At 51.4% G+C, this 24023-nt stretch carries 18 protein-coding genes and 2 pseudogenes; 3 read left to right on the top strand and 17 right to left on the bottom strand.

The annotated features are described in order from the left end of the window. Positions 1–55 precede the first annotated feature (55 nt). The 4 genes from HZ993_RS16350 to HZ993_RS16335 form a co-directional block, all read right to left on the bottom strand. Positions 56–877, bottom strand: a complete 822-nt coding sequence (locus HZ993_RS16350; protein WP_209393803.1) for an NF038132 family protein — start codon at positions 875–877, stop codon at positions 56–58. A gap of 69 nt (positions 878–946) precedes the next feature. Beyond that, positions 947–2038, bottom strand: coding sequence for a sugar phosphate nucleotidyltransferase (locus HZ993_RS16345; protein WP_209398540.1), 1092 nt, complete (start codon positions 2036–2038; stop codon positions 947–949). Between the two features lie 96 nt (positions 2039–2134). After that, on the bottom strand, positions 2135–3160 hold the full coding sequence (gene galE / locus HZ993_RS16340; protein ID WP_209393802.1) for a UDP-glucose 4-epimerase GalE: 1026 nt from the start codon (positions 3158–3160) through the stop codon (positions 2135–2137). Positions 3161–3594: 434 nt separating this feature from the next. After that, positions 3595–4767, bottom strand: coding sequence for a glycosyltransferase family 4 protein (locus HZ993_RS16335; protein WP_209393801.1), 1173 nt, complete (start codon positions 4765–4767; stop codon positions 3595–3597). A gap of 397 nt (positions 4768–5164) precedes the next feature. Between HZ993_RS16335 and HZ993_RS16330 the strand changes: the two are divergent. Next, positions 5165–5341, top strand: a pseudogene (locus tag HZ993_RS16330) (IS1634 family transposase); the annotation flags it as partial. 189 nt (positions 5342–5530) lie between these two features. Here the strand turns inward: HZ993_RS16330 and HZ993_RS16325 are convergent. Next, positions 5531–5773 (bottom strand): ATP-binding protein, encoded by a 243-nt coding sequence (locus tag HZ993_RS16325; RefSeq protein ID WP_209393800.1) that lies wholly within the window; start codon positions 5771–5773, stop codon positions 5531–5533. A gap of 624 nt (positions 5774–6397) precedes the next feature. Here HZ993_RS16325 and HZ993_RS24615 point away from each other — a divergent pair. Then, positions 6398–6729: pseudogene (locus HZ993_RS24615) on the top strand (transposase); the annotation flags it as partial. An 87-nt stretch (positions 6730–6816) separates the two neighbouring features. Beyond that, the gene (locus HZ993_RS16315) at positions 6817–7815 is read left to right on the top strand and encodes an acyltransferase (RefSeq protein ID WP_209393798.1); all 999 of its coding nucleotides are present in this window, start codon (positions 6817–6819) and stop codon (positions 7813–7815) included. Between the two features lie 284 nt (positions 7816–8099). Here the strand turns inward: HZ993_RS16315 and HZ993_RS16310 are convergent, their stop codons facing one another. The 12 genes from HZ993_RS16310 to HZ993_RS16255 form a co-directional block, all read right to left on the bottom strand. Beyond that, the gene (locus HZ993_RS16310; RefSeq protein ID WP_209393797.1) at positions 8100–9422 is read right to left on the bottom strand and encodes a UDP-glucose/GDP-mannose dehydrogenase family protein; all 1323 of its coding nucleotides are present in this window, start codon (positions 9420–9422) and stop codon (positions 8100–8102) included. Positions 9423–9539: 117 nt separating this feature from the next. Continuing rightward, positions 9540–10505, bottom strand: coding sequence for a glycosyltransferase family 2 protein (locus HZ993_RS16305; RefSeq protein ID WP_209393796.1), 966 nt, complete (start codon positions 10503–10505; stop codon positions 9540–9542). A gap of 28 nt (positions 10506–10533) precedes the next feature. Then, positions 10534–12273 (bottom strand): ABC transporter ATP-binding protein, encoded by a 1740-nt coding sequence (locus HZ993_RS16300; RefSeq protein ID WP_209393795.1) that lies wholly within the window; start codon positions 12271–12273, stop codon positions 10534–10536. 381 nt (positions 12274–12654) lie between these two features. Then, positions 12655–14760, bottom strand: coding sequence for a hypothetical protein (locus HZ993_RS16295; RefSeq protein WP_209393794.1), 2106 nt, complete (start codon positions 14758–14760; stop codon positions 12655–12657). Between the two features lie 190 nt (positions 14761–14950). Then, on the bottom strand, positions 14951–16231 hold the full coding sequence (locus HZ993_RS16290; RefSeq protein WP_209393793.1) for a glycosyltransferase family 4 protein: 1281 nt from the start codon (positions 16229–16231) through the stop codon (positions 14951–14953). Between the two features lie 50 nt (positions 16232–16281). After that, positions 16282–17295 (bottom strand): glycosyltransferase, encoded by a 1014-nt coding sequence (locus tag HZ993_RS16285; protein ID WP_209393792.1) that lies wholly within the window; start codon positions 17293–17295, stop codon positions 16282–16284. Continuing rightward, on the bottom strand, positions 17292–17819 hold the full coding sequence (locus HZ993_RS24890; RefSeq protein ID WP_209393791.1) for a serine acetyltransferase: 528 nt from the start codon (positions 17817–17819) through the stop codon (positions 17292–17294). The genes HZ993_RS16285 and HZ993_RS24890 overlap by 4 nt, the downstream gene beginning before the upstream one ends. Positions 17820–18094: 275 nt before the next feature. Continuing rightward, positions 18095–19198, bottom strand: coding sequence for a WecB/TagA/CpsF family glycosyltransferase (locus HZ993_RS16275; RefSeq protein WP_209393790.1), 1104 nt, complete (start codon positions 19196–19198; stop codon positions 18095–18097). Further along, the gene (locus HZ993_RS16270) at positions 19195–20415 is read right to left on the bottom strand and encodes a glycosyltransferase family 2 protein (protein ID WP_209393789.1); all 1221 of its coding nucleotides are present in this window, start codon (positions 20413–20415) and stop codon (positions 19195–19197) included. The genes HZ993_RS16275 and HZ993_RS16270 overlap by 4 nt, the downstream gene beginning before the upstream one ends. 30 nt (positions 20416–20445) lie before the next feature. Further along, entirely contained in the window at positions 20446–21621 is a 1176-nt protein-coding gene (locus HZ993_RS16265) for a glycosyltransferase (protein ID WP_371816937.1), read from the bottom strand. Between the two features lie 16 nt (positions 21622–21637). After that, positions 21638–22654 carry a glycosyltransferase family 2 protein gene (locus HZ993_RS16260; RefSeq protein ID WP_245213662.1) on the bottom strand — a complete coding sequence of 339 codons (1017 nt, stop codon included), beginning with the start codon at positions 22652–22654 and terminating at the stop codon, positions 21638–21640. Beyond that, the gene (locus HZ993_RS16255) at positions 22654–23601 is read right to left on the bottom strand and encodes a glycosyltransferase family 2 protein (RefSeq protein ID WP_209393788.1); all 948 of its coding nucleotides are present in this window, start codon (positions 23599–23601) and stop codon (positions 22654–22656) included. Before HZ993_RS16255 ends, HZ993_RS16260 begins: the two co-directional genes overlap by 1 nt. Positions 23602–24023 lie beyond the last annotated feature (422 nt).

The raw sequence follows: 24023 nt of genomic DNA, 5'->3' as shown, positions 1-24023 counted from the left end.
AAAAAAAGGCCCCCATTTTCATGAGGGCCTTTCCTTTTATCCTTACGCTCTGGGATCAGCCCTGGTTGGCAACCTTATTCTGGCGACGACGTGCAATTGCACCCACCAACCCCAAACCTGCCAACATCATGGCGAGGCTTTCAGGTTCTGGGACCGCGGGAATGGGTGTACCAGCAATCGTGATGCCATCAAATGCCAAACCTGTTTGGTAAGCAGTGTCCGACCAGTTCACGACACCAAATTCCAGAATGTAGTTTCCGGAAGAAGCAATAGAGAAAGTGGAGGACACCCAGCCGGTGTAACCGCAACCACCGCTGTAGCAGGTGTTGCTGCTGCTACCCAATGCGCTCCATACGGGGGCGCCACCGATGATGGGCGAAGCGCTGACTGTGGCATTTGTTGCTGGCAAACCAAAGCCTGGAACGGTATTGCCGCTGGTAGTGGTTCTTGCCGTAAAAAGCAACGCCGCTTGGGAAAAATCGGTGTTGAGCAAACGTGCCCAGCCGTAATCCGAGAATCCCGCACCGTCGCTGGTTACAAAATTGAAATCGAAATCCAGAGCATCACCAGCTTGGGCGCTGAAGATGCTGGAGCGCAATACCGATCCAGTTCTATCTCCGGACAAGCCGAACGGGCTGACACCAGTGACGCCACCTTCAGTTGAAACGAATCCGTACTGCGATCCGCCGCCAGGTGCCAGAGAGACCACGCCGTTAGCAGCTGAGGTGCCAAAGCTACCGCTGCCCGTCCAGCCGGATGGCAAACCACTGCTGAAGGACTGGGCCGACGCCGCGTGCGACAAAAGAGCGACAGCAGTCGCTACAACCAACTTCGGAAAAATTTCATAAACACTCCTTTTGGGAGCGTGGATTCTCAATTCCGACAGTGGAAGGGTCAATAGTCCATTAGGACTAACGAACGACTACTTACAGCAATGAACAGCGTGTTAGGCCCGGGCGTCACTCCAGCGCAGCTTGCAGTTGTCGTCACCACGGTACACGGTGCCACCGCGGTTGTCCACGCAATAGTCTGGCGACACAATCATCTCGGCAAACGCCATGTCCTGGCCAATGCGGGTGTAGTCAAACAGCACACAGCGCGTGACGGAAGCACCTGCGCGGATGTGGCTGCCATGGCCGATCCAGGCCGGGCCTACGATGCGTGCACCGGGTTCGATCTTGACGCTGGATCCGATGTAGACCGGCCCTTCAATCGAGACATGGTCCCAGTCGATGCGGGTATTGAGCCCCACCCACACACCAGGGCGCACCTCGCGGCCCGGCATGTTCATGTGGGCCACTTCGCCGCGCAGCACGCGCTGCAACACCGACCAATAGTCACTGACCCGGCCAATGTCGATCCAGTTGAAGAACCGGTTCTGCACATAGAAGGGCAACTTTTGCTCCACCAACATGGGAAAGAGCTGGGAGCCGATGTCAAAGTTCTGGCCAGACGGGATCAGGTCCACCACGCTGGGCTCCATCAGGTAGATGCCGGTACTGGCCAGTGTGGACTTGGCTTCTTCAGGGCGGGGCTTTTCCTGGAAGGACTCCACATGTCCATTCTTGTCGGACAGCACCATGCCGTAGTACTGCGCCTGGTCCCGCGGCACTTCCAGTGCCACCACGCTGGCCACAGCGCCTTTTTCCTTGTGCTCGCGCACGGCAGCGCCAATGTCCAGATCGATCAGCGCATCACCACACAGCACCAGCGTGGTTTCGTCAAAGAAGCCTGAAAAATCTTGTATGTGGCGCATGCCACCGGCGGATCCGCGGGGCCGCGGAAGGATGTCGCCATGGTCCAGCACACCTTCGTACGAGTAACCAATCTCCACACCCCAGCGGCTGCCATCACCAAAGTAGTGTTCGATCTTGCGGTGGTGGTAGGCCACGTTGACCATGATCTCGCGCACACCATGGCGGGCCATGTGTTCGATCAGGTATTCCATAACCGGTTTACCCAGAATGGGCACCATGGGTTTGGGTAAATCTTTGGTGAGCGGGCGCACACGGGTGCCTTGCCCGGCGGCCAGAATCATGCCTTTTGTCATTATCTAAATCCCTGCAAATGCCAGGGTGGTCCACTCCACCCCGAGCAGAGGAGTTTATCCGCTCAACATGACGACTTCTGTGGCCTAACCAACGTAACCTGACGGGTTGTTGCTCTGCCAGCGCCAGGTATCGGCGCACATGGTTTGCAGATCGCGCGTGACCTGCCAGCCCAGCACGGAACGGGCGCTGTCCGCATTGGCGTGAAAGCCTGCCAGGTCACCAGCACGGCGGGGCTGAATCCGATAGGGTATGGGCTTGCCGCTGGCTGCTTCAAAGGCCCGCACCATTTCCAGAACGCTATACCCCACGCCAGCGCCTAGGTTGAACGCGCGGCACAGCCCCCCATCGGATTGCGCCATCCATTGCAAGGCCCGCACATGGCCTTCGGCCAAATCGGTCACATGAATGTAGTCACGCACGCCGGTGCCATCCGGTGTGTCGTAGTCATCGCCAAACACGTTGAGACACTCCCGCCGGCCAACGGCAACCTGAAGCCACAAAGGCATCAGGTTGTTGGGCACGCCCTGGGGGTCTTCACCAATCAGGCCGCTGGCGTGCGCGCCCACCGGGTTGAAGTAACGCAGAATGGAAAAGCGCCAACTGTCGTCACTGGCGAAGGCATCACGCAGTATGTCTTCCACCATCAGCTTGGTGCGGCCATAGGGGTTGGTGGGAGCAAAGGGGTGGTCTTCGGAGTAAGGAAGGAACTGCGGTGCGCCATACACCGTTGCCGAGGAACTGAACACCAGGGTCTTGACCCCACAGGTCTGCATGGCCTCCAGCAGGCGCAAGGTACCCACCACGTTGTTGTCGTAGTAGCGCAGCGGTTGTTCGCCCGATTCACCCACGGCCTTCAAGCCAGCAAAGTGAATCACGGCCGAGGCACCGCTGGATCGCAATGCGGCTTCCAGCGCCACACGGTCGCGCACGTCGCCCTGCACGCGGGTCAGCGACTTTCCGGTGATGCTCTCTACGCGGTTCAGAGCCTCGGGCTTGCTGTTGCAATAATTGTCAAAAACTGTAACGGAAAAACCAGCGTTGAGCAGCTCCACGCAGGTGTGGCTGCCGATGTAGCCGGCTCCGCCGGTAATGAGTATTGACTCATCCATAGAAAAATAAGCTTCAAGCCCTCGCAATTGTTAGGTATTACGCATATGCAATATGCAGCATAAGAAATTCGCCATTTGCATTTGCGCAAGACCAGCTGCTCTATCGTCGGAGATAACAATATACAACAATCTAGGAGCTCATCCAGATCGTTGACTGCTGCATCCACTCATACGATAAGAAGCGCATCAAGGTATCGCTAGACCCATTCTGTCCCTCGAATACTGGGCAAGCCTAAGAGTTGCAGCTGAACCAGTAGGAATTTTACGCCACACCTTCTTCGGATTAGTTTTCATTTGATATGGCGAGTAATCAGGTTCTAATCAACAGCCGATCAATTTAAATCAGATCGACACCCGCAATCATAACCACGGCCAACCTCAATATACATACCAACATATTAAAAATTTAGCGGAACGGTCGTCAGAATTAAGCCTTACGAGTAAGTAGCAAGTTTATTTTTATCAGCAGACTCGTCAAAGTAAATGACCTGAGTCGTATCCAGATAGCGCTCCAAACCAAAAATTGAATTTAAGCGCTCTCGCCGCATGAGCATGTGATTATCCGACAGTACTGCACGGGCAACATCTAATACTGCTCCAGCCAACAATTCATAACTAGATATGGGAACCACTCTTGCACCAAGATCGCCCTCACTAACTAGTACTATTGCGCCAGTACTTGTGCCCACCAAGCGCGGAACAATGGCTGCCGCCTCCAGATAAGCAATACAGAAGCCTTCTTCATGTGACGGCTGTACGTACACATCGCAGTTAGAAAGCAAAACATCTCTTTCCGCATCATTCAGTTCGGTATGAATTTCCACGTCCTCAATTAGATCAAGATCAATAACCAGCTTTTGCAAGTACTTATAGTAAGACTTATCCCTTACTTCGCCTATAAATTTACAATTTACCTTTCCGAGTGTTTTTTTAATAACTGCGATTGCCTTAACTAAATCATGCTGCCCCTTCGTGTGGGCCAAACCACCAATCGAGACTATTCTTAAGTCCGCGTTAACTTTAAGCCTAGGTGACGCATCAAGCGCATATTGCGAAGGCACAAATGGCAGAGGCACGATGTGTATATTATTTTTATTCGCTCCAGTGTTTAATGCTGCTTCCGCAACATACTGGCTATGCACAATGACTTTAACGTCCCAAATTCGCAAAAACATGAGCCGCCAAGCGATTGTGTTAAATATAAATCGCAGATACCGAGCGGCGTAGTGAATCTCATCAGTAGCATGAAAATATCGCAATATTCGCTCATGTGGTGGAACAGAGTGAATTGTTAGTACCCAGTTGTATTTCTTTAGAAACGGCTCCAGCTTAAAAATACCAGATGAGCTCATCGCAATAACGTGTATTAAATCTGGATTAAATATTGCACAAAATTTCTCAAGGTCACTCATCTTTTTTTGATCCAGCGGGAACTTTAACTGCAAAAATTCAGCTAAATCCGGTTGACACAGTATTGCATTAGCCGCAAGTGCGACCGCGAAGCCGCGTTTGTGTAAACCTAAAATAAGATGCCTAGTTTCCGAGGGAACACCGCCCTTCATATAACTAGAAACATCACTAATTATTAGTATTTTTTTTGACTTCATTTAACTCCCAATACTTCGATCTACAAAATGCTTCCTACAACCGAACTATGTTGCAAGCAACTTAGAGCGCAACCGTGTTCATCCTTTTCTCGACATTCATTGAAAAGTTTTTGTGAAGACAAAAGCGCGAATCCCTTCCTTTTAGCTAGATTGCCACAAACCAACCATGATGATTAATCATGTAATAGTAGTAGTTTTCACGGAAGTATTTGCCCATACAGTTAGCACAACATCCTTTCTGTAATTTCCCTGTGCATTGAACCTGGCGGTTCTCGGTTCCGGGAATTCTTTATTGGCTCTTGGCAGGCAGCCGGAGCCCCTCCCTCCCCTTAGGCCCCACGACTGAAAGAGATATCATGGCCCGACGACCCAACCTTGAATAAGTTTCCCATCTGTTGAGGTGGTGCAGCGCTACAAGAATCTGGCCGATATTGAGCGCGGCTTTAGGGTGCTCTAATCTGACATCGAGATCGGGCCGGCTTACCACCGCCTGCCCGAGCGCATTCGCTAGCACGGATTGATGTGTTTCATGGCGTTGATCCTTTATAGGGTGATGCGAGTGCAGCTCACAGCGGGCAAGCGGCAGAGTAGCTGTCACAGACTGCTGTGATGGAGCCACATACAGGTATTTAAAGCGACACCCCGATGGGGTCAATCAATGCTGGATTTTGTCTCTTTTTGGTGACGATTTTTCCTGATTTCAGCAGCAACTGCGGAGCCCGGTAGGACTGGCTATCGAGTTCTAGGTAATAGGCGTTGTGTCTTAACCGATCCAGTTTGCCGAACCCAGCAGTCGGTTTACCGCAAATGACTTTTTACACTCCTCAAAGTCCAGATTAATGGTCAACACCGTGGCGGTGCGTTCATATCGCGCTGAGATAAGGTCTTGTAAATCCTCATAAAACGTGGCCCGCAGCGGATTCAGACCGAGGTCTTTACCTTTCAACAATGGGACCTTCGCCTGACGGGCCAGCTTGCGCTCACAGGCCTCTGTGGCCCGCGCCACGTTCAGGCTTTGCGCAAGCGTTGCATGTGTGGCAATACACCCTGGCGCGCTGCACAGTGCCCAAATGCTTGCGCCAGATCACTCTTGCGATTGCCTTATGGCCCGACGATCACCACCTGTATTCGTTGTTGCAGACCTGTGCAGCAAATGGATCCCGTTGGCCGGCGATTGTGTACACCACTTGGGTGAGTGTGCCAAATCTTCGTACCCCCGCGCCGGTGCTCGGTCAGCGAGCTAATGCGGGTCGTGAGCTGCCGTTTCTAGCCTCAGTCTGGTCTCGATTTGAACGTTGAAAGTCAGACTTGGAGGTTTTGAGCGGAACTCCGCAAATATCTCCGTGCACCAAGGCAAGTGCGTATTTATGCAACTCATGGTCCATCTGCCGCTGAGTACGTGTCGCCGCTGTGTGGCCAAGCTCCGAGGGGAACACAACGTCAAAGTTTCTCGTGTCCTGATCAGTTCTTCGTCATGGCCTTTGCCCAGCTTACGTCCGGCTTATCCCTGCGCGACATCGAAGTCAATCTCCGTGCCCCAGCTGGGCGCCTGCACCACATGGGCTTTCGTTGTATGACGATTTGGCGCAATACGCTTGTCAATGCGGGCGCCACGCGCCCATGGGTAATCCCCCCGATATTCCAAAGCGACCGGGGAAGGCAGTACTGCAACCATAAATTCCAGAACGCTCTTAAGGGCTTGGACGTGCGCTAATCAATGGGCAGGACGGGCAATTAATGGTCGGGCTCGGCGTTTTGCCACAACGCCTAGACTGAGAGCATCTGGGGACGGTTGAAGACAGCAAGCCTGTACGGCAGGAAACTCGCCACCAGACACGAGGCCATGGATGCCGTGATGAGCTGTGGATGGCCTTCTACAATCACCGTCGATTGCAACCAACGCTAGGTTACCTCGGTCCTATGCAATACGAGAAACGCTGGCATGCGGCACAGCGTAATTAGGCTGCATAAATCATGGGCTAAGAACTACCCAGCTCAAGGCCAAGATCAGTTTCAACGTAAACATGGCTAGACCGTTAGGAGAATACCTTGAATAGAAATGAAGTTCTTGACGGCTGGCGCGGCATGGCAATACTTGCAGTGTTAGCTGGCCACTTCCTGTCACTGCCTTATATTAATTTGGGCCGATTCGGAGTTGAACTCTTCTTTGTGTTGTCTGGCAGGCTGATGGGTGAAATACTTTTTGTACGTGAAGAGAATTTACTTCGCTTTTACTGGCGACGATTTTCTCGCATTATTCCGGCACTTTATGTGTTTATATTGATATGTTATTTTGCTTCCCAGTATCTACCTGATATAACAATACGACCTGAATCAGCAATTGCTGCAGCAACGTTCACTTATAACTATCTTCGTAATGCCGGATTCTTTGGAGCTGCGGTAGATCACACGTGGTCTCTGTGCATTGAAGAGCATACTTATATTTTTCTAGGCGTACTCGCTTTCGTCGTACGAAGAATAAAGCTAACACCCTGGAAAATTTCTTTGTCCTTGGCGGTATTTTGCATGCTTAATGGCGCTTATCAATCACTGGTTGAAGCTAAAAGCTACTACGATGTTTACTGGAAAACAGATACTCGCGCGGCGGGGATTTTGTTGGGTTGTGGTTTGTATTGCTTATATTTAGACAAACCCATGTGGTTTGATAGGATAACGGGGAATGTCATAATCTTGTTGTTTATCGCGGCACTTGTCCTTTCACTTAATATTATTCCTGATGCCATAAAATACAGTGCTGGCACTACCGCACTAGCTGTCTCAGTAACATTTTTAGATCGGCTGCCAAGTTTACTCAAAATACTCATATCGAACCCTCTATTTAGATACTTTGGCATTGCATCCTTTTCACTCTACATTTGGCAGCAACCATTTTATGTCTTGATACCACAATTTGGTATGCCCACTATGTTCTTGGGAGCACTTATTTTTGGATTGGGTTCTTATTATTTAGTCGAAACACCTTGCAGAAGAGTTCTTAATAAATTTCAAATGAAGGCAATTGCAAAACCTATTGAATCCTCCTTATAAATTGGAGTGTAGTGCACATGAACCCTAAATGACTTCGTGCAAAAATGCTATAGAGCATGCGAAATCTGAGCGACTGCCGCCATTTTTTGCATCTACATTGCTCCTGAATCCGGCAGATACCCCGTCGCCGGCAACATATTCGGAGCCCTGAAGGTGCCCAGTATGGGTTTAAAGGGTATTTGGTCGGATGGTTGGGAATTTAATAAATTGGCTATCGCGATGCAACGGAAATCGTAATCTATTGCGATCTCACATAGAACTCACCACGTAGTATTGAAGAATACTTAACGCCCAATCGCGTGATACTCCAGTCCCATCGCCCGCACCAGTTTGGGGTCATATAAGTTGCGGCCATCAAAAATGACCGGGGTTTTGAGTTTGGCTTTGATGGCATCAAAGTCCGGACTTCTGAACTCTTTCCACTCGGTCACTATCACCAGTGCATGGGCACCTTCAAGGGCCAGCATGGGGTTTTCGGCATAGCCAAGTCTCGCCTCACCGGAATAAATGCGCTCGGCTTCGTGTTTGGCCACTGGGTCATAGGCGGTAACCGTAGCACCAGCGGCCAGTAGATCGGCAATTACTTCACGGCTGGCAGCTTCGCGCATATCGTCGGTGTTAGCCTTGAACGCAAGCCCCCACAGTGCAAAATGCTTGCCGGCTAGGCTAGTACCAAAGCGCCCTTTAATTTTGCCACTCAGCACGTGTTTTTGAGCATTGTTGGCATCTTCTACCGCTTGCAACACTCTCAGGCCAATGCCTGCATCGTCTTGCGCGGTTTTTATCAGGGCCTTTACGTCTTTGGGAAAGCAAGAGCCACCATAGCCGCAGCCGGCATACAAAAAGTCGTATCCAATGCGGCTGTCGCTACCTATTCCCTTGCGCACGCTCTCAATATCCGCACCCAACTTGTCGGCTACGTTGGCCAGCTCGTTCATAAAGCTGATTCGTGTGGCGAGCATGGCATTGGCGGCATATTTGGTGAGCTCTGCACTTTTAATATCCATCACAATCAAACGATCGTGGTTACGCTGTAGCGGTGCGTAGAGTGCCCGCATGTACTGAACGGCCTGGTCATCATCACAGCCCAGCACAATCCGGTCTGGGCGCATAAAGTCTTCTACCGCGGCGCCTTCCTTCAAAAACTCGGGATTACTCACCACGCTAAAGGGGGTGCCCACATCCCGCGCTGCGAGCTCTACCGCCACAGCCGCTTTAACCTTTTCGCCCGTACCTACAGGAACAGTGCTTTTATCCACAATAACTTTGTAGTCAGTCATGTGGCGGCCAATGCTGCGGGCAGCGGCCACCACGTATTGCAGGTCTGCGGATCCATCCTCATCAGGCGGTGTGCCCACGGCAATAAACTGGATGGTGCCGTGGTGCACCGCCAGCGCCACATCAGTGGTGAAGTGCAAGCGCCCAGCAGCGACATTGCGGCGCACCAGGTCTTGCAGCCCGGGCTCATAAATAGGCATGCCCCCATCCAGCAGCACCTGTATCTTGTCAGCGTCTACATCTAAGCACACCACATCGTTTCCCAGCTCTGCCAAACAAGTTCCGGAAACTAGGCCGACATAGCCGGTGCCGATGACTGTTACTTTCATATGCAAAACCCCAAACTAAACTTCAATTAAAAGACTTAAAAACACAACGAAAAACAATGCCCGACTAAATAGGTAATCATCGTCGATGTTGCTCACAACTTCACTATATAAAAGACTTCAAGAAGATCTATTTAGATAATCATATATTTCACCCACATCTACAGGAACCACATCAGAAACCACATCCACATGCGCTTGAATACTGTTCTTAGAAAAGTACTCATTCTCCACCAGCCATGTTTTTGATCTTTCTCCACTCAAAATAGCATCGTGTATTTTTGCAGCGATATCCCCGAAGAACTTGTAGTGTAAAAGGGGAAGCACAAATTCAGCAAGTTTGGCGTTGGCACAGAAATGAGGGTGTGTGAACGGTACAATTTGGCCCCCGAGAAACATAAGTGGATGCTTAATCAAATAATATTCACCCTCAGGATTAATTATTTTTCGTATACCACCGCTGTAGAGATTCACTCCGATAGGTACAACATTGCCTCTGCAATAATACTCACCAATTGGATAGGGGGTTATTTCTATTGAATTTTTCTGGTAAAGACAGAAATCAGCAAGTTTACGGCTGTCGCCCTCTTTAACGCGGCGCGGCAACACGTCGATCATACAAGCGGCAAGTGCGGTATACCCATGCTGATTCAAATGGGCCAAAATTGAATTCATAGACGAAGTACCAGGTCCTGCTGGATAAAAATGCTCATCCGAGTCAACAAACAAAACCCAGCTTCCCCAGAGATATCGCTTAAGAAATGTCCTTCTAATTCTGCACTGATGCTTTGCAAAATGCATTCTGTTTTTGTAAACAGAAACATTTTGGTATTTCTTTACGATTGACACGGACGAATCGGTTGAACCATTGTCTATGAAAAATATATGTGAGGCACCTAATTTAGTATAGTACTCGACAAAAGGCTTAATAAAGATCTCATCATTTTTGATCATAGTAACAACAAAAAACTCTTTGTTGCTTATTGTTGCTGGCACTGGGCCAAACTCGTGGGCAAATGAATATTTACAGAACAGATCAAGGTACAACTCATAAAGCCGACGATAAATACTGGAAATAATATTCATATCAACCAATCCAACCTAATATTTTTGCTCAAGAAATTTCTGCCTTACCATTTTGTACTTTGCAAATAAAATCGCAACGATCAAGCGTTGAAAGACGATGCGCAATCATCAAAATAATTGCCTTAGGATTGTTTTGATAAATAGAATCCATAAGCAATTTTTCTGTTTCGCTGTCAAGTGCACTGGTGGCTTCATCCAAAATTAAAATGTCTGCCGTCTTGTAAAGCGCCCTTGCAATACCAATACGTTGCCTTTGCCCACCCGAGAGTTGAATCCCCCTTTCACCCACGCGCGTTTCAAGACCATGTGGCAAGCGCCGCACCACTTCAGCCATCTGAGACTGCCTAATTGCTGACTCAAGTCGCGCCTGATCGATAAGATTGCGCGGCGTACCGAGCGCAATATTTTCTGCCAACGAGCTGTCTGTTAGAAAGATAGCTTGTGGCACATGCGCAATACGCCGCTGCCACTCACCAACATTTTCCGCACGCAGCACTCGTCCGTTCACCAATATTTCGCCTGAAGTCGGGGGGAGCAAGCCCATAATTAAATCAATTAACGTGCTTTTGCCACTGCCCGTGGTGCCAACAAATCCAACTCGCGCCCCTCTGGGGATGGCAAGGTTGATGCCCTGAAGTACCGGAGGACTCTCGGGGGCGTAGGCAAAATGCACGTCGTGGAGTTCCAAGGCCGCTGCATCACCTTGCGGCAATGCCGCCGCAGTTTTACGCTCGGCGTCCACTTGTGACGAGGGAAGCGGCAGCTGGAGTAGGGCCAACGTTTCCTCTGCTATCGCCGTGTTACCGCGGGCACTAGCCAACCCGTTGTAAATGTTTTGCATGTATGGCAAAAGGCGCTGCGCACCTAAAGCCAGAGCACCCAAGGTAGGAACGGCTTGGCCCACGCCACCGGCGCCACTAGCCATCCATAAAGCCAACAACACAAACAGTACCATGCCAATGCTTTCAACAATGTATTTTGGGCTATTGCCTAACACCAAGTTTTTGGATTGCGCCATACGTTGGGCTCGGTCTGCCAGGCTGAAGTGCTGCGTGTAAACGGCATGGTTGCCATCGATGATCACATCACGAATGGCACCCAACCCCTCTTGCAGTGCCTTGATTTTTAAGGTGCTTTTGTCTGCAATCAACTGCCCATTCGCGCGCAGCTGCCGCTTAGCCCATGCGCTGATACCAAGGTACAGTCCACCAAACACTACTCCCGCGCCCAAAGCCACGGTTGGATCGACCCATAGCAAGGCACAAAAGATAACGCTCACCATGACTGTGGAAATGCCGGCCTGCATCATCGGCGCCATCAGGCCCATCACCATGGACCCCACCTTTTCCACCGCAGCAAGGGTTTGGCTGCTGTTGCGCTGCAGATGGTAGCTGTACGGCTGCTGCAATATCCGACTGTAAATTGCTTGGCCAAAATCCGCCCCCACGGCAAACACAAATCGCATGCTTGCCCAGTTGAGCGTTAGCCGCAGGATGGCCGCCAGTACAGCAAACACCGCAAAGTAAAGTGAGGCGGCCGCTAGTCGAGTACCACCCACCCACGGCGCCACTGCGTCCAGCGCGGCAGCCACAATAGGCTGCTGGTCGGCAATACCAGGGTTCACTAGCAAGCCCAAAAAGGGAACGATTGCGCCCAGAGTGAACACTTCGGCCCCGGCCCCGGCCAACATTAGTCCCAGCAACAAAAAGCACTGTGTTTTTCGGCGTGTGCTCAGATGGCCATAAACTTCAAGAATCAAACGTAACATGGAAATAGTTTGTAGCTGGACAACCCCTTGGGAGTTTCAGCTTAACATCGAATTAGATGCCTCTATTGTGCAAAGTCAGCACGAACTGGAACTGGGGAACGGCACGCTCAAGCGGCCAATGTCCGGAGCTCAATTAGACATGCATGTCCTAAATAATGTATTTGGCACAAAGCACTAGACGGCAACCGCCCCGATAAACCAAAGGACCGAGAGAACGTCTGCTCAGTAGTCATTGTTTGCCGCATTGGGGTTTGTCCAATAGACTTCGCAAAACTTGATGAGACCCAATTTATAGTCTGCGGATTGAAGTCAGTCATTAATAAGATCAGGCACTTACGTGCAAGAAGCGTCGAACTCGAGAGGAATGGATGCGTGCTGACCTTACTCGACCACCAAGTCTTTGACAAAGATATCGCCAGAGCCTTGTGGGCTGTCTAGTCGCAAAACCGATAGGCCCGCAGGCAAGGCAACCGACACTTTGGAGCTAACGGTGACGGTGTTGTTTATATCGGGTGCTAGTTTTATCAAACCGCTAGTAGCCCCGTTGACAAACAACGCGACTGATCCAGTAACCTTGGAGCTGACGTTAAGAGAGACTTTATAGTTTCCCGGCGATGCTGCCCTGATTGGCACAAGCAAGTAAGGCGTTGTGCCTGTGGACCGCAACAAGTAAACCGTTCCACCCAACGCCCAAGGGGCCGCGTCTGAACCTATTACCTGTGAAGCGGGGGTTTTCAAATTAATGACTCCAGGCACTGTGCTTCCTAGGGTTACGTCAGGCTTAGGTTTCGCATTGATCGCATCAATCGCCTGCAACTTAATTGAACTTGTGTCAGAAACTACTTGCTGCACTAAGTCATTTGAAAAACTCCAAGGCGATGAACCGCTGTATACGTAATACACCAATTCGTCGCCACCCGCCCGATCCCAAATTTCCTGGGCAATCAACATGCGATCTTTCATGCGAGGATCGTTATTGAAATTGGGCGAAATAGCAGCATCTGCCGTAGAGCCCAATGCGCTTCCACCCGGCCCAGGCCCTCCTTCGTAGGCAACATACTTCAAACCGTATGCGTGTGTCCAAATTGAATCAATGATTGAATCCCTGGCGAAGGCCTCCGTCGGCAAACTTGCGAAATACATGTCCATGGTCGCGGCATTGATATCCTTGGGATCAAAACTACCTCCGTAGTATGCAGCGCCACCGCCTCCGTACCAGATATCACTTGGCTTACGCGCGATTGGGTTACGTGGCTCAGTTTGACGCACTTCCCCATAAAACGCCTGCGCCCACTGTAATCCTGCCGATAAGTATTGATTCCTGTTCCCCACTTGGCTAGCCAAGATTGGGCGTACAGTTGTCATCATTTCCGAGTCACCGAATACGTCTCTAAACGTCAAACTTATGGTTGCCGAACGGTACGCAATCCACCGTTTAAGGGCTGTGTATTGGTTGGTCTCTGCCCTGTCAAATGCGATAGGGTGGTTAGTATCCCCCCTACTTGTATTGCTAAGAGCCAAAGCCCAGCCAAACCCATAAAATCCTGCGCCTGCATTCCATATTTCGTTACCATATTCCACATACACCTTTAACCCCTGCTTCAGCGGTGGGTATGACGGCTTGGCTTGCATACTGGTGTAAGGCTGATCACCGTTGCTTCCATATTTCACAAGCTGCGCCAGCTTTCTAATGTAGTCTGAGTCAGCTTTTACTGGCACGTTAAGCCACACATCGCGGTCGGTTGCGTTGGCCAATGCAATCAGTAACTCCCAAGATTGCCCCCTATTGCCCGTAAGACCAAAAAAACTGGGTTTGGTGCGATCCTGCCAACTGCTTTGTGAGTTTGAGTTAGCGCTTACAAAATCCATCCCACGCAACACTCTGAACTTCTTCATTGCTTCCACAAACTCGGTAGTGAACAGAGCAGAGCCGTCGGTCGCATACCCTGGGCGCCACAATCTAATTTTCGTAAGCCCGTCACCTTTCGCGGACGTAGAATTGCGATATGTGTCTTTAAAAGCGAGCCAAACATTTCCAGTGACGTTATTGGCCAGCACAACATCAGCAATCGTGATGTTATTGATTGCATCGTAGCTTAGGTTTTGTACGCTACCGGCTCCGCCTGCAGAGAGTGTGGCACGGCCACTGAAACTTAACTTGTAGGTTCCTGCACCAATTTTGTGCGCTGAGTAGATGAGTTGAAAATCCTTAAGTGGATTTCCATCGGAATCGACAGCCAAGTCATTCGACCAGTCCATCCCACGTACTTGCGCCTGCCGAGCCACATCAGCCATCGCAAAACTACCGTCCCAGTAGCTAAGTCCGCCAATACCAATACCGGCTCGTTGTTTCTGCTCTGGTGTCACCGCTTGCGGAACTTCAACTGGATTAAAACTCGCACCTACTGACTGTGCGCCGCCACATGCCGATACCCACAGGCTCAAGACAGGAATGAATAATTTGATATTCAAATGGTTAGTGAACATTCGCAGCTTCCTCCATGTTTCGATTGAATACTTTAACTAATGATGCTTCGCTAATACAGCAGTTCATTCCTCCGCCTTTCCATGGGGATCTTGATAGGGCTACCCGAGCCCAGTGGTTACCAAGCCACGAGTAAATTACTTTCAACGAACACGAATCAGGCGAACAGAGCTCGGAACTGATTTTCAAAACCTATTTTTGTGCAACCGCCTGGTATATCTTCAAGACGTTATCAACCTTTACTTCCCAATCAAATTGATCCAATACTTTTCTTCGTCCAGCCAAACCCATAGCTATTCTTTTTTCTGGGGACTCAGCGAATTCTCTTAAAGCCTCAGCAAAGTCTGCGACGAACGCCTCCCGCGTTGAGGGTTCTACTAAGATGCCGCAGGTCACATCAAGATAGTCGGCTGGGCCACCCCAGTTAGTCGCAATTACAGGCAGCGACATCGCCATTGCCTCGAGCACCACTGCGCCACCGCACTCCAATAAGCTCGGTAGCACTAGAGCATCGGCATCGTGAATGTAACTCGCACACTCAGCCTGCCCGAGCCAACCTGCAAAGTGAACTTTCCCGGACTCTCTATGGGCTCCACTCAACTGAAGTGTCTTCGCGAATTTCTCTAGGGAATCGCGCTGTAGCCCATCTCCAACAATCTCAAGAGAGATAGAACATGACTTAGCTGCATGTGCAAAAGCACTTAGCAAGAGGTCCACGGCTTTCCAGTCTACAAGTCTCCCCATGAACACGAAGTGGGTCACCGCACTTGGGGGCGGGACCACTTTTGCAGATTTGGCCGAGCCCTGCCAAAGGGCTAGGTCTACGCCATTTTCTACTAGTACCTCGCACCTCGTAGATGCCGCACAGGAAGGCAGAGCACGCCTAGTACGCTCGTTCGCGACCAACAGGCAGGCAGCTTTGCGTTTGCCGGGGATGAGCCTATTCATGATGTTCGCCGAAGCACGACCAAGTGCCAAGGAAAACCGCTCAACTCTACTTTGCATCTGCCTAAATGCAGGAGGGTAGTCCATACCGCCATTCATTGGGCCAATGACAACTGGCACCCCAAAGCCATATAGTAGTGAAGGCTCTTTGGGTGATACAGGCATGGGTTGATGAATGACTGTAATACCCTCTTTCTTAACAAGCTCTCTGATTAGGCGTCTTTGCACCAATTGGGTTGCTATGCGCATTGCAAAGCCCGTTGTAAACCCGGCCAATCGTGTGGGCAGCCATTGACTGACCCGCCATAGAAATTTGTGCAGCCAAGTATCTGGCACAAACAGCAGGTGCGATTCGTCTCGCGGATAGAGCGCAGTGAGTTCTTCGCGGGTACGTTCGTGCACCAACAGCCACACAGGGACATTGCGTGCACGCAGTACCCGGTAGTAGTGCAGGGGTAGGATCGCTTCGCCACCAAACTTTGCAGAAGCGTGTTCGGCAACAATAAGTACACGATCAAAATGGCTCATGGGCACAGTCGGTTCTTCAGTGTGATGTAAGGCATAAGACCTGTACGCTGTCACAAGCGACTCGTAGACAGAAGATACCTGTCAAAGTACGTGACCCAGTTGTCGATAGAGTGTTTTCGGGCGTGGTCAGTGACATTTGAGCTGAGTTCTTCATACAACGTCTTGTCTTCCCACAGTCTCTTTATGTTTACGCCTAGGGCAAGGCTGTCTCCCGCAGCACTCATCAAGGCGTTCTGCCCGTGCTGCAAATACTCTGAAGTACCCGAGGAGTAGGTCGAGACAATTGGCTTGCCGAACGCTTGACTACCGACAATCGATATGTGGCCGCAATTGGTACTACCGTCCTTCAACGGCAAAACTACGAAACTGGCGTTCTTTACGACATGCCAGAACTCTTCGTTCTTCAGATTTGTGAATACGGAGATATTTGCAGAAGGATGTAGTCCGGCCAAACTATCCGGTCGTGCCACGATTACAACGTGCAGGTTTGGCAATTGCTGAGCCGCCATTACCAACGACTTGTAGTCTCTGCCTTCACCACCCACAGCGCAGATGTATTTCTCAGGCAGGCTCGCATTCAACGCGCGTGTTTTCGGCTTGTTCATACACCAGCGGATTGCATCAAATTTATTGATATCCAAGGAGAAGAACGACGCGTAAATATGTCTTTCGGCCTCGGAGAAAACCACGAACCGATCAATGCTCCTGAACGCATACCGCATCAAGACTTTATTCAATCCTTTGGGCAGTTCTGTAAAGTTGAAAGAAAAGGCCAGATGTTTTGATTTGCTGAAGAAGAGCTTGGCGAACATTGCAGCCCACAGCGTTGCTCGGGGCAGATGCGACACGATGACATCGGCAGCAGTTCCGCGAGCCAAAAAACCCACATGCAGGCTAGCACGCAGTCTCGCAAGATTGGGGCGTTTGACAACACGCTCCAGCCAGTACCGCGGTGACGCGGAGTGAAAACTCCATGACACATCCTTGGTCTTTATGCTATCTTTCAGAAAGGTCCACTCGGGATCTGCGATCTCTGCGAAATTGACTATCCTTACGGCACTCATCTCCCGTCTCCCGCAACAACAACGGCCGGCACGCCCGCTACCGTTGCCCCACTTGGCACGTCTCTCAAAACAACAGCGTTTGCACCAATGACTGCATGGTCACCTATTGAAATGGCTCCCAGCACCTTTGCACCTGCACCAATGTCTACATGTCCCCCAATGATTGGCACTCCGCCTTTGCTTTGGCCGATGGTCACCTGCTGAAACAGTAAACAATTGGGGCCAATGATGGCGTCTGGATGGATCACGATCCCATTTGGATGCGGCATAAGCAGACCACCACCGATCTGACACTTGATCGGTATGTCTGCACCGGTCACAACGCTCCAGAATCGATGCCGCAAGATCGCAGTTTTTTTGACCGCTAATCCGAACATTGAGTCGGAACTGATGCGCTGATAACTACGAATACTTGCAATTAGAGAACGGGATGGCGCCCAAGAAAACCATGTTTTAAATTCTCTGCGCAGGTCAGGGAGTGATGCGGAAACTACATCTTGCCTGCTTGCGTCATCATTCAGCATAAAAGTACTTGGTTAGCATTCTCAGCAACTCTGGCTCGATCTTTTCATCAAACGAGCCCTCCCATCGTCTGATGAGTTCGCGCCATGGGTGGCACCCGTATATAGATGCAGACATTCTCTCCGACGGAATGTAGTCTTCCGTGGAGTCTCATGAAGGTAGCGAAATCAACACTACTCGGTCTGCAAATCGTCATGTATGCCGACTTCAACTTTCCAGTACGCAACGCATACCGTCTAAGAGGGCTTCTGAATAGTTTAAACATTGCGCGTCCTCTCTAAATGTGCACGGACACATAGCGGCAACCACTCAAGCTGAGTTGCTGCAACGCGCAAGGTTTTACGTTGTCAACCAATACCTGGAGCGTTATATACCCATGCGAATCAATCACTTGAATCATGCCAAGCAAGTCGCTCGGTATCCACGACAGTTCAATTAGTCTCACAGTCAGCTTCTTGAACCCAGGAGATACTTGCGTAAGTTGGTTCTTTAGCCATGCGCCACAGCGCAAGGTATCGTCACCCTGCAATTGAATATTTGTCGGCTCTGAATTGTCCCATTCGATGGTCACCTCTATCGCCCGCATAGCGCTTTCGCGGTGTAAGTACTTGTAATACAAGAATGGGGTTACTCGGGTTGCTAGCAACTTGATGAGTCCCTTGCCATCAGAGAGATAGCGCTTCCAGAGCGTCGGCTCTTCACGAATACGCCACGCCCACTCAAGTCCCGTTGTTTGCATCCAATGCGGCGCGCGTCTGACACCTCCCGCCACAAAATTGACTACAGCACCCAAGTGACTGACCACGGGTACCTGAAGGGCTTCCAAGTTGGACTCTATCCAGCTTTGGCCTTTGACTGCACCCAATGCGACGATCAAAAAATCAGCGCCACTCTGGTTAATTTTTGCAATGGTATCTGCACGGCTCATCTCCTCGATGGTTCCATAGCCGGGGGATTCAAAGCCCACACACACCATGCCTTTGCCCTCAGTGTTGATTTGTTGCGCAGCGCGTTGCGCCACGCCAGGTGGTCCGCCGAAAAAATACACCTTCAGCAAAGGCCCGACACCCTGTCGCAGTGCCTCAAAAACATCGGACCCCGACACACGCTGCGTTATTGGAATGCCCATCAGCTTGGCAAGCCAGACGATGGGCATGCCATCGGCCAAACTCAGGTCGCTGCGGCCGACCGAGTTACGAAACGCTGCATTGGTGTGACCGGCGATCAGAAAATTGAGGTTGGGAGTGGAAATAAAACAAGGGGCACGGCGGGTTATAGCATCCCGAATGCTTTCTACGGCCTGCTCCAGGGACACGGCATCAAACGGTAAGCCAAGCACGCAATGCACATTTCGTTCAGAGTTGGGAATAGTACTTTTCATTGCTCACCATCCCGCTTGCTGCGTACCCAACTGCTTTGGCGCTTAACCAGGAAGTAAAAGTAAAGCGGCAGCTTGGTTAGCACGTAAGTCGGGACTTTGCACAATTGCCAAAAACTGATCACGCCTTGTCCAAAGCCGTACCAGGCGCCCATGACGGCGCCCCCCAACATCATGCAACCCGCAGCAGACAGTGTTAACGGCAGCCAGTTGCCTCCTCCCCAGGTTAAAGCAAGGCTAGCGGCCATTGTGGCGACCATGAGCAGCGCTAGCAGAGCCACCGGCGGTACGCACAGGTCTAGCGCCATAGCAAACAGTGCCCAATTGCGGCGACGAACTCCTTGCCAAAGAAGTTGTGGCATTTGGGACAGGATGACGCCCAAGTGCCCATGCTCCCATCGGGTGCGCTGGTTGTCCAAGCCTTCGGCTGTGGCAGGAAACATGCTCGTGACTAAGGCATCCGGGCAAAACAGTGGCGGGGATCCTGCCAGGGCCAGGTCAATACCCAATTGCATGTCTTCCACAATGTGCCCAGTATGGAGCTTGGCTTGGCTTATCTGCTGCCATGTAAATGCCATGCCAGTGCCCATTAGTTGGCAGGGCAAACCCATACGCTGAAATCCCAACGGCCTTACGTGGTTCTTGACCAGCCATGCAAACTGTGCAAGCTTGACCTTTACGCCAGCGTCTCGCGGAGATTTCATCAGATACAGCGCCTGCACGGGACGACCGGATTCTGAACACAACCGCGACACAGCATCGATCGCACCCGGCGCGACCTCGCAGTCGGCATCGACCACCACCAGGACCTCGGGTGGTTGGTTTGTGAGATGCTGTACACCATAGTCCAACGCATAGCCCTTGCCGCGGAGTTGCGCATTGTGGCGCTCAACTACCGCGATGAATTCACATGTCTGCGCAAACTCACGAACTATTGCGGCCGTGGAGTCGGTGCAGTTGTCTGCAACGACGAGCAATCGCGTATGGGGGCCGAGTTGAGGCAACAAAACACGCAACACCGTGGCTATGCCCGACGCTTCGTTGTGGGCAGGCATCAACAAACACACGTCTGGCAAATCGCTGACAGCGGCAGGTGGTTTGTGGACGGCGGCCAATTGCCTCCGCAGCAACAGTGCGGACAAGGTCTGCACACACAGCACGCCGCAGGGGATCAGCAATAGCGCCGCCAAAACACCAAGCAAAACTGTCACGGGAGTCATGACATAGCCCGAGTAAAGTGTTGCGCCAACTTAGATGCTTCGGTATCCACGGAGTGGCGCGCCAAGGCGCGCGCGCGCTGCACGTCCCATTACTGCCAATTGTATTGAAGGTGTTGCCAGGCAGTCGGCCATGGCATTAGTCAACTCGTCAATCGCACCAGCAGAAACCAGCCAACCATTTTCCCCATTTCGCACCAGCTCAGGTATGCCCGCTACGGCGGTAGTGATTACTGGGCGCTGCAAAACCATGGCTTCCATGATGACGACAGGTAGCCCCTCGGCAAAACTGGGTAGCACTAGAGCGCGCGACGCCAATAGTTCTTCGCGAACCTGCGCGCTGCTGATCCAACCGGTGATGCGCACCCGCGTCTGCAGACCGTGCTGGGCAACAAGCGCCTCGACATCCGGACGCATCTCGCCATCCCCAGCCAAGACCAGTTCACACGGGACACCACGCTGCGCGAGCTCCGCAAGGGCGTGAATCAGAAGCAACTGACCTTTTTGCTCGCACAGTCGACCAACGCATACGAGGCGCGCCACATCGGGTGCATCCGTCAACGGCACGTTGTGGAAGGCAGCCTCAAGCCCACAATGCACCACCTGTACTTTGGACCACTGGGCAAGCTCTACCCAGCGGTAGAGCTGGCTGCGCCCATAGGAGCTGATGGCAACGACGAATATCGATCGTCGTATCTTTTCTCCGAGATGGATGAACTGCGGCTTGTCAAACTCTTCGGGGCCATGCACGGTAAAGCTATAGCCAGGGCCACCGAGCGCGTTGGCCAGCATCACCACCTCAGTGCTGTTGGTGCCAAAGTGGGCATGAACATGGCGTGCACCATGCAATTGCAACCACGCCAGCATGCGGCAGGCTTCGGCCAAATAGGCAAGGTGGAACGGCAGAGATCGATCGGCATGCCGCGACACCTTTGTGGCTAATGCAAAAGCGGCCCCAAACCGGATTGGATTTAGGATCATAGTCCGTAGCGTTGCCAATACCAGCGGCCAAATGCCGCCCTGCAGCACATAGTGCGTACGGTTCTTCTCTGCCAAATCTTCGGGGTCGGCTACAGAATCGCTCCAGCCGCGCAATGCGATGCGTTGCACATCGAACCCCTGGCGCTCCAAAGCCAAGATCTCCCGCCGGATGAAACTGTGGCTGACCTTGGGATATTGGTTGATGAAGTAAGCTATTTTGATATTCATGGCGGACAGCAAGGCATCATTTGTATTCGATCAGTGCGGCGCGTTTGCCCAACATCTGGTTCAACAGGAATTTGCATTGCCCCAATGCTTCAGGTAGTTTGCCGACAACCTGTAACGTGGCATACCAGCCGGCCAGGGGCAGCGACTGGTACACCTTTCGATAAATCCGCAACACTTGCAAGGGGTATGCCAACAACAAACCCAGCGCCCACGGGCTGAAAAAAATGGCCAGCGCAATCACCAACACAGGTATGCCTGCACCCCACAGCCACGCACGACGTGACTCGCGCACCCAGTGGCGTTCGGGCGACCGACCGTGGAGCGACGCGCCTTCCGCAAACGCATAGCCAGTACGCGTGGAGCGGCTCCACCATTGGCGAAAATGCACCATCGCTGCGTCGTGCAAAGCCATGTCTTGGTCAATGCGCAGAATCTTCCAACCGGCTGAACGTAGTCGAATGCAAAGCTCCGGCTCCTCTCCGGCGATGAGCGTCTCCCGAAAACCCGTGCTTGCCGCGAACGCCTCCACCCGAAACATCGCGATGCCTCCACATGCCTTTGCTTCTCCGACAGGTGTATTCCATTCGATGTCACACATCTGGTTATAAATACTTTTCTGCGGAAAGCGCTCCCGAAGGCGCCCGCACACCGCCGCCACCTGCGGGCTGGATTGAAGCACGGATTGTGCGGCCGTGAGCCAATCTGGTAGCAACTCACAATCGCCGTCAAGGAACTGCACGTGTGCAAGATCTGGTTTGCATGCCACCGCGCGCGCAAAGCCTGCATTGCGCGCACGTCCTGCAGTGAAGGGGATAGACATGTCGAGATCCACTACCTCGCAGCCCAGGGACCGGGCGTAGTCTGCAGAACCATCACTGGACCCGGAGTCCACGTATACCACGGTCTGCACCAAGTTAACGTTTACAACCGAGGCCAGACAAACCTTCAATCGCGTCCCTTCGTTGCGACCAATGACGACCGCAACAACAGCGCGGTCTTTGAGCGCATCACTGCGGTTGGTCATGCTGTGCATCAGCGGGTAGCCTTGGTGCCCCAGCGGGTGCGCGCAAAAGTAATGCACACCAACGCTGTATGCTGCCAGGCGCCCCCGGCATTGAGCGCAACCCCGGGCTTGAAGACACGTTTTAGCGTATTGAGGGCGTCGGCTAGCACCGTGAGCGCAACATTGCCCCATACCGCACCCCATCCGTGGTTCTTGCGGAAATACAAAAGTTCGCTCTCTACCTGAAGTGCCTCGAGCTGCCGCCCGCTCTGAGTAACGACGCCGTCCGACTTGGCACTCTCCCCACCCAGATGAACAACGGTAGTGTGCGGATAAAACACGACATCCCAACCCGCCTTCTTGGCTGCGAAACAATGGTCAACCTCTTCAAAATATAGAAAATAACGAGGGTCAAAGAGTCCAATTTGCTCCACAACTTCTTTGCGCACCAAGTAGTAACACCCGACCACCCAATCACAAGAACGTACAGCGTCATGCGCCCAGTCCATGTTGTCCACCATTTGTACAGTTTTGAAAATCCGGTTTAGCCCAGTTCTATACAAAAAAGTGTTCCATGGCGTCGGGAAGTATCTGCAGCAAGGTTGTAAAAGCCCATCTCGCCCCTCAAGGCGCACACCTAAAATCCCACAGTTTGGATTGGAGTCCATGTAAGCCACTGTTTTCGTCAAAGTGTCTGGTGCAACAAATGCATCGGTATTGAGCAAGAGGACGAACCGTCCGTTTGCTAAAGGCAATGCTTGGTTGTTTGCACGACCAAATCCTACGTTATGTTTGTTTTCGAGTAGATGCGCCGATCCAAATTCGCGACGAATAAGATTTACCGAATCATCTGCTGAAGCGTTATCTATAAAGATTTCCTCGCATTTAAGATGGTGGTATGCCGAGCGCAGCTTTTTTATGCACTCTGGCAAAAGTCTTGCAGTGTTGTAACTCACTACGATGGTACTAATGTCCATGATTGTTGCAGTCAATTAGAAATAGAGACCAGGTGGAGACTAGTGACAACACTTGTGAATATCATTACCAAGTCATACCCTCCGAAGTTAAATGAAAAAGCAATTAAGGCACTCAGCCATTGAGACCGGATTGCCTTTGCCCGAAACCATAAAACAATAGGTCAACCAGCAAATCAATTAAACCCAACACCAATTGCAGCATTTTGCAACCCTAAGATCCGAGTTATTTAAATAGCTTTTAGGCTGTAACGGTACTCCGCCTCACGTACCTTTGACAATTAGTGTCCGAGCTCTGTTGAACAGAGAAACTTGTGGACGAGGCGGAGGAATTACTGTGGCAGTGTGACGCAAGCCGCCCAACCCTTTAACGTAAATCGATATAACTCTATTGTCATCATTTAATTCAGCAGCAGGCAGCGAAA

The sequence above is a fragment of the Rhodoferax sp. AJA081-3 genome (assembly GCF_017798165.1).
GTDB lineage: Bacteria > Pseudomonadota > Gammaproteobacteria > Burkholderiales > Burkholderiaceae_C > Allorhodoferax.
This window is presented reverse-complemented; position numbering and strand designations above follow the sequence as displayed.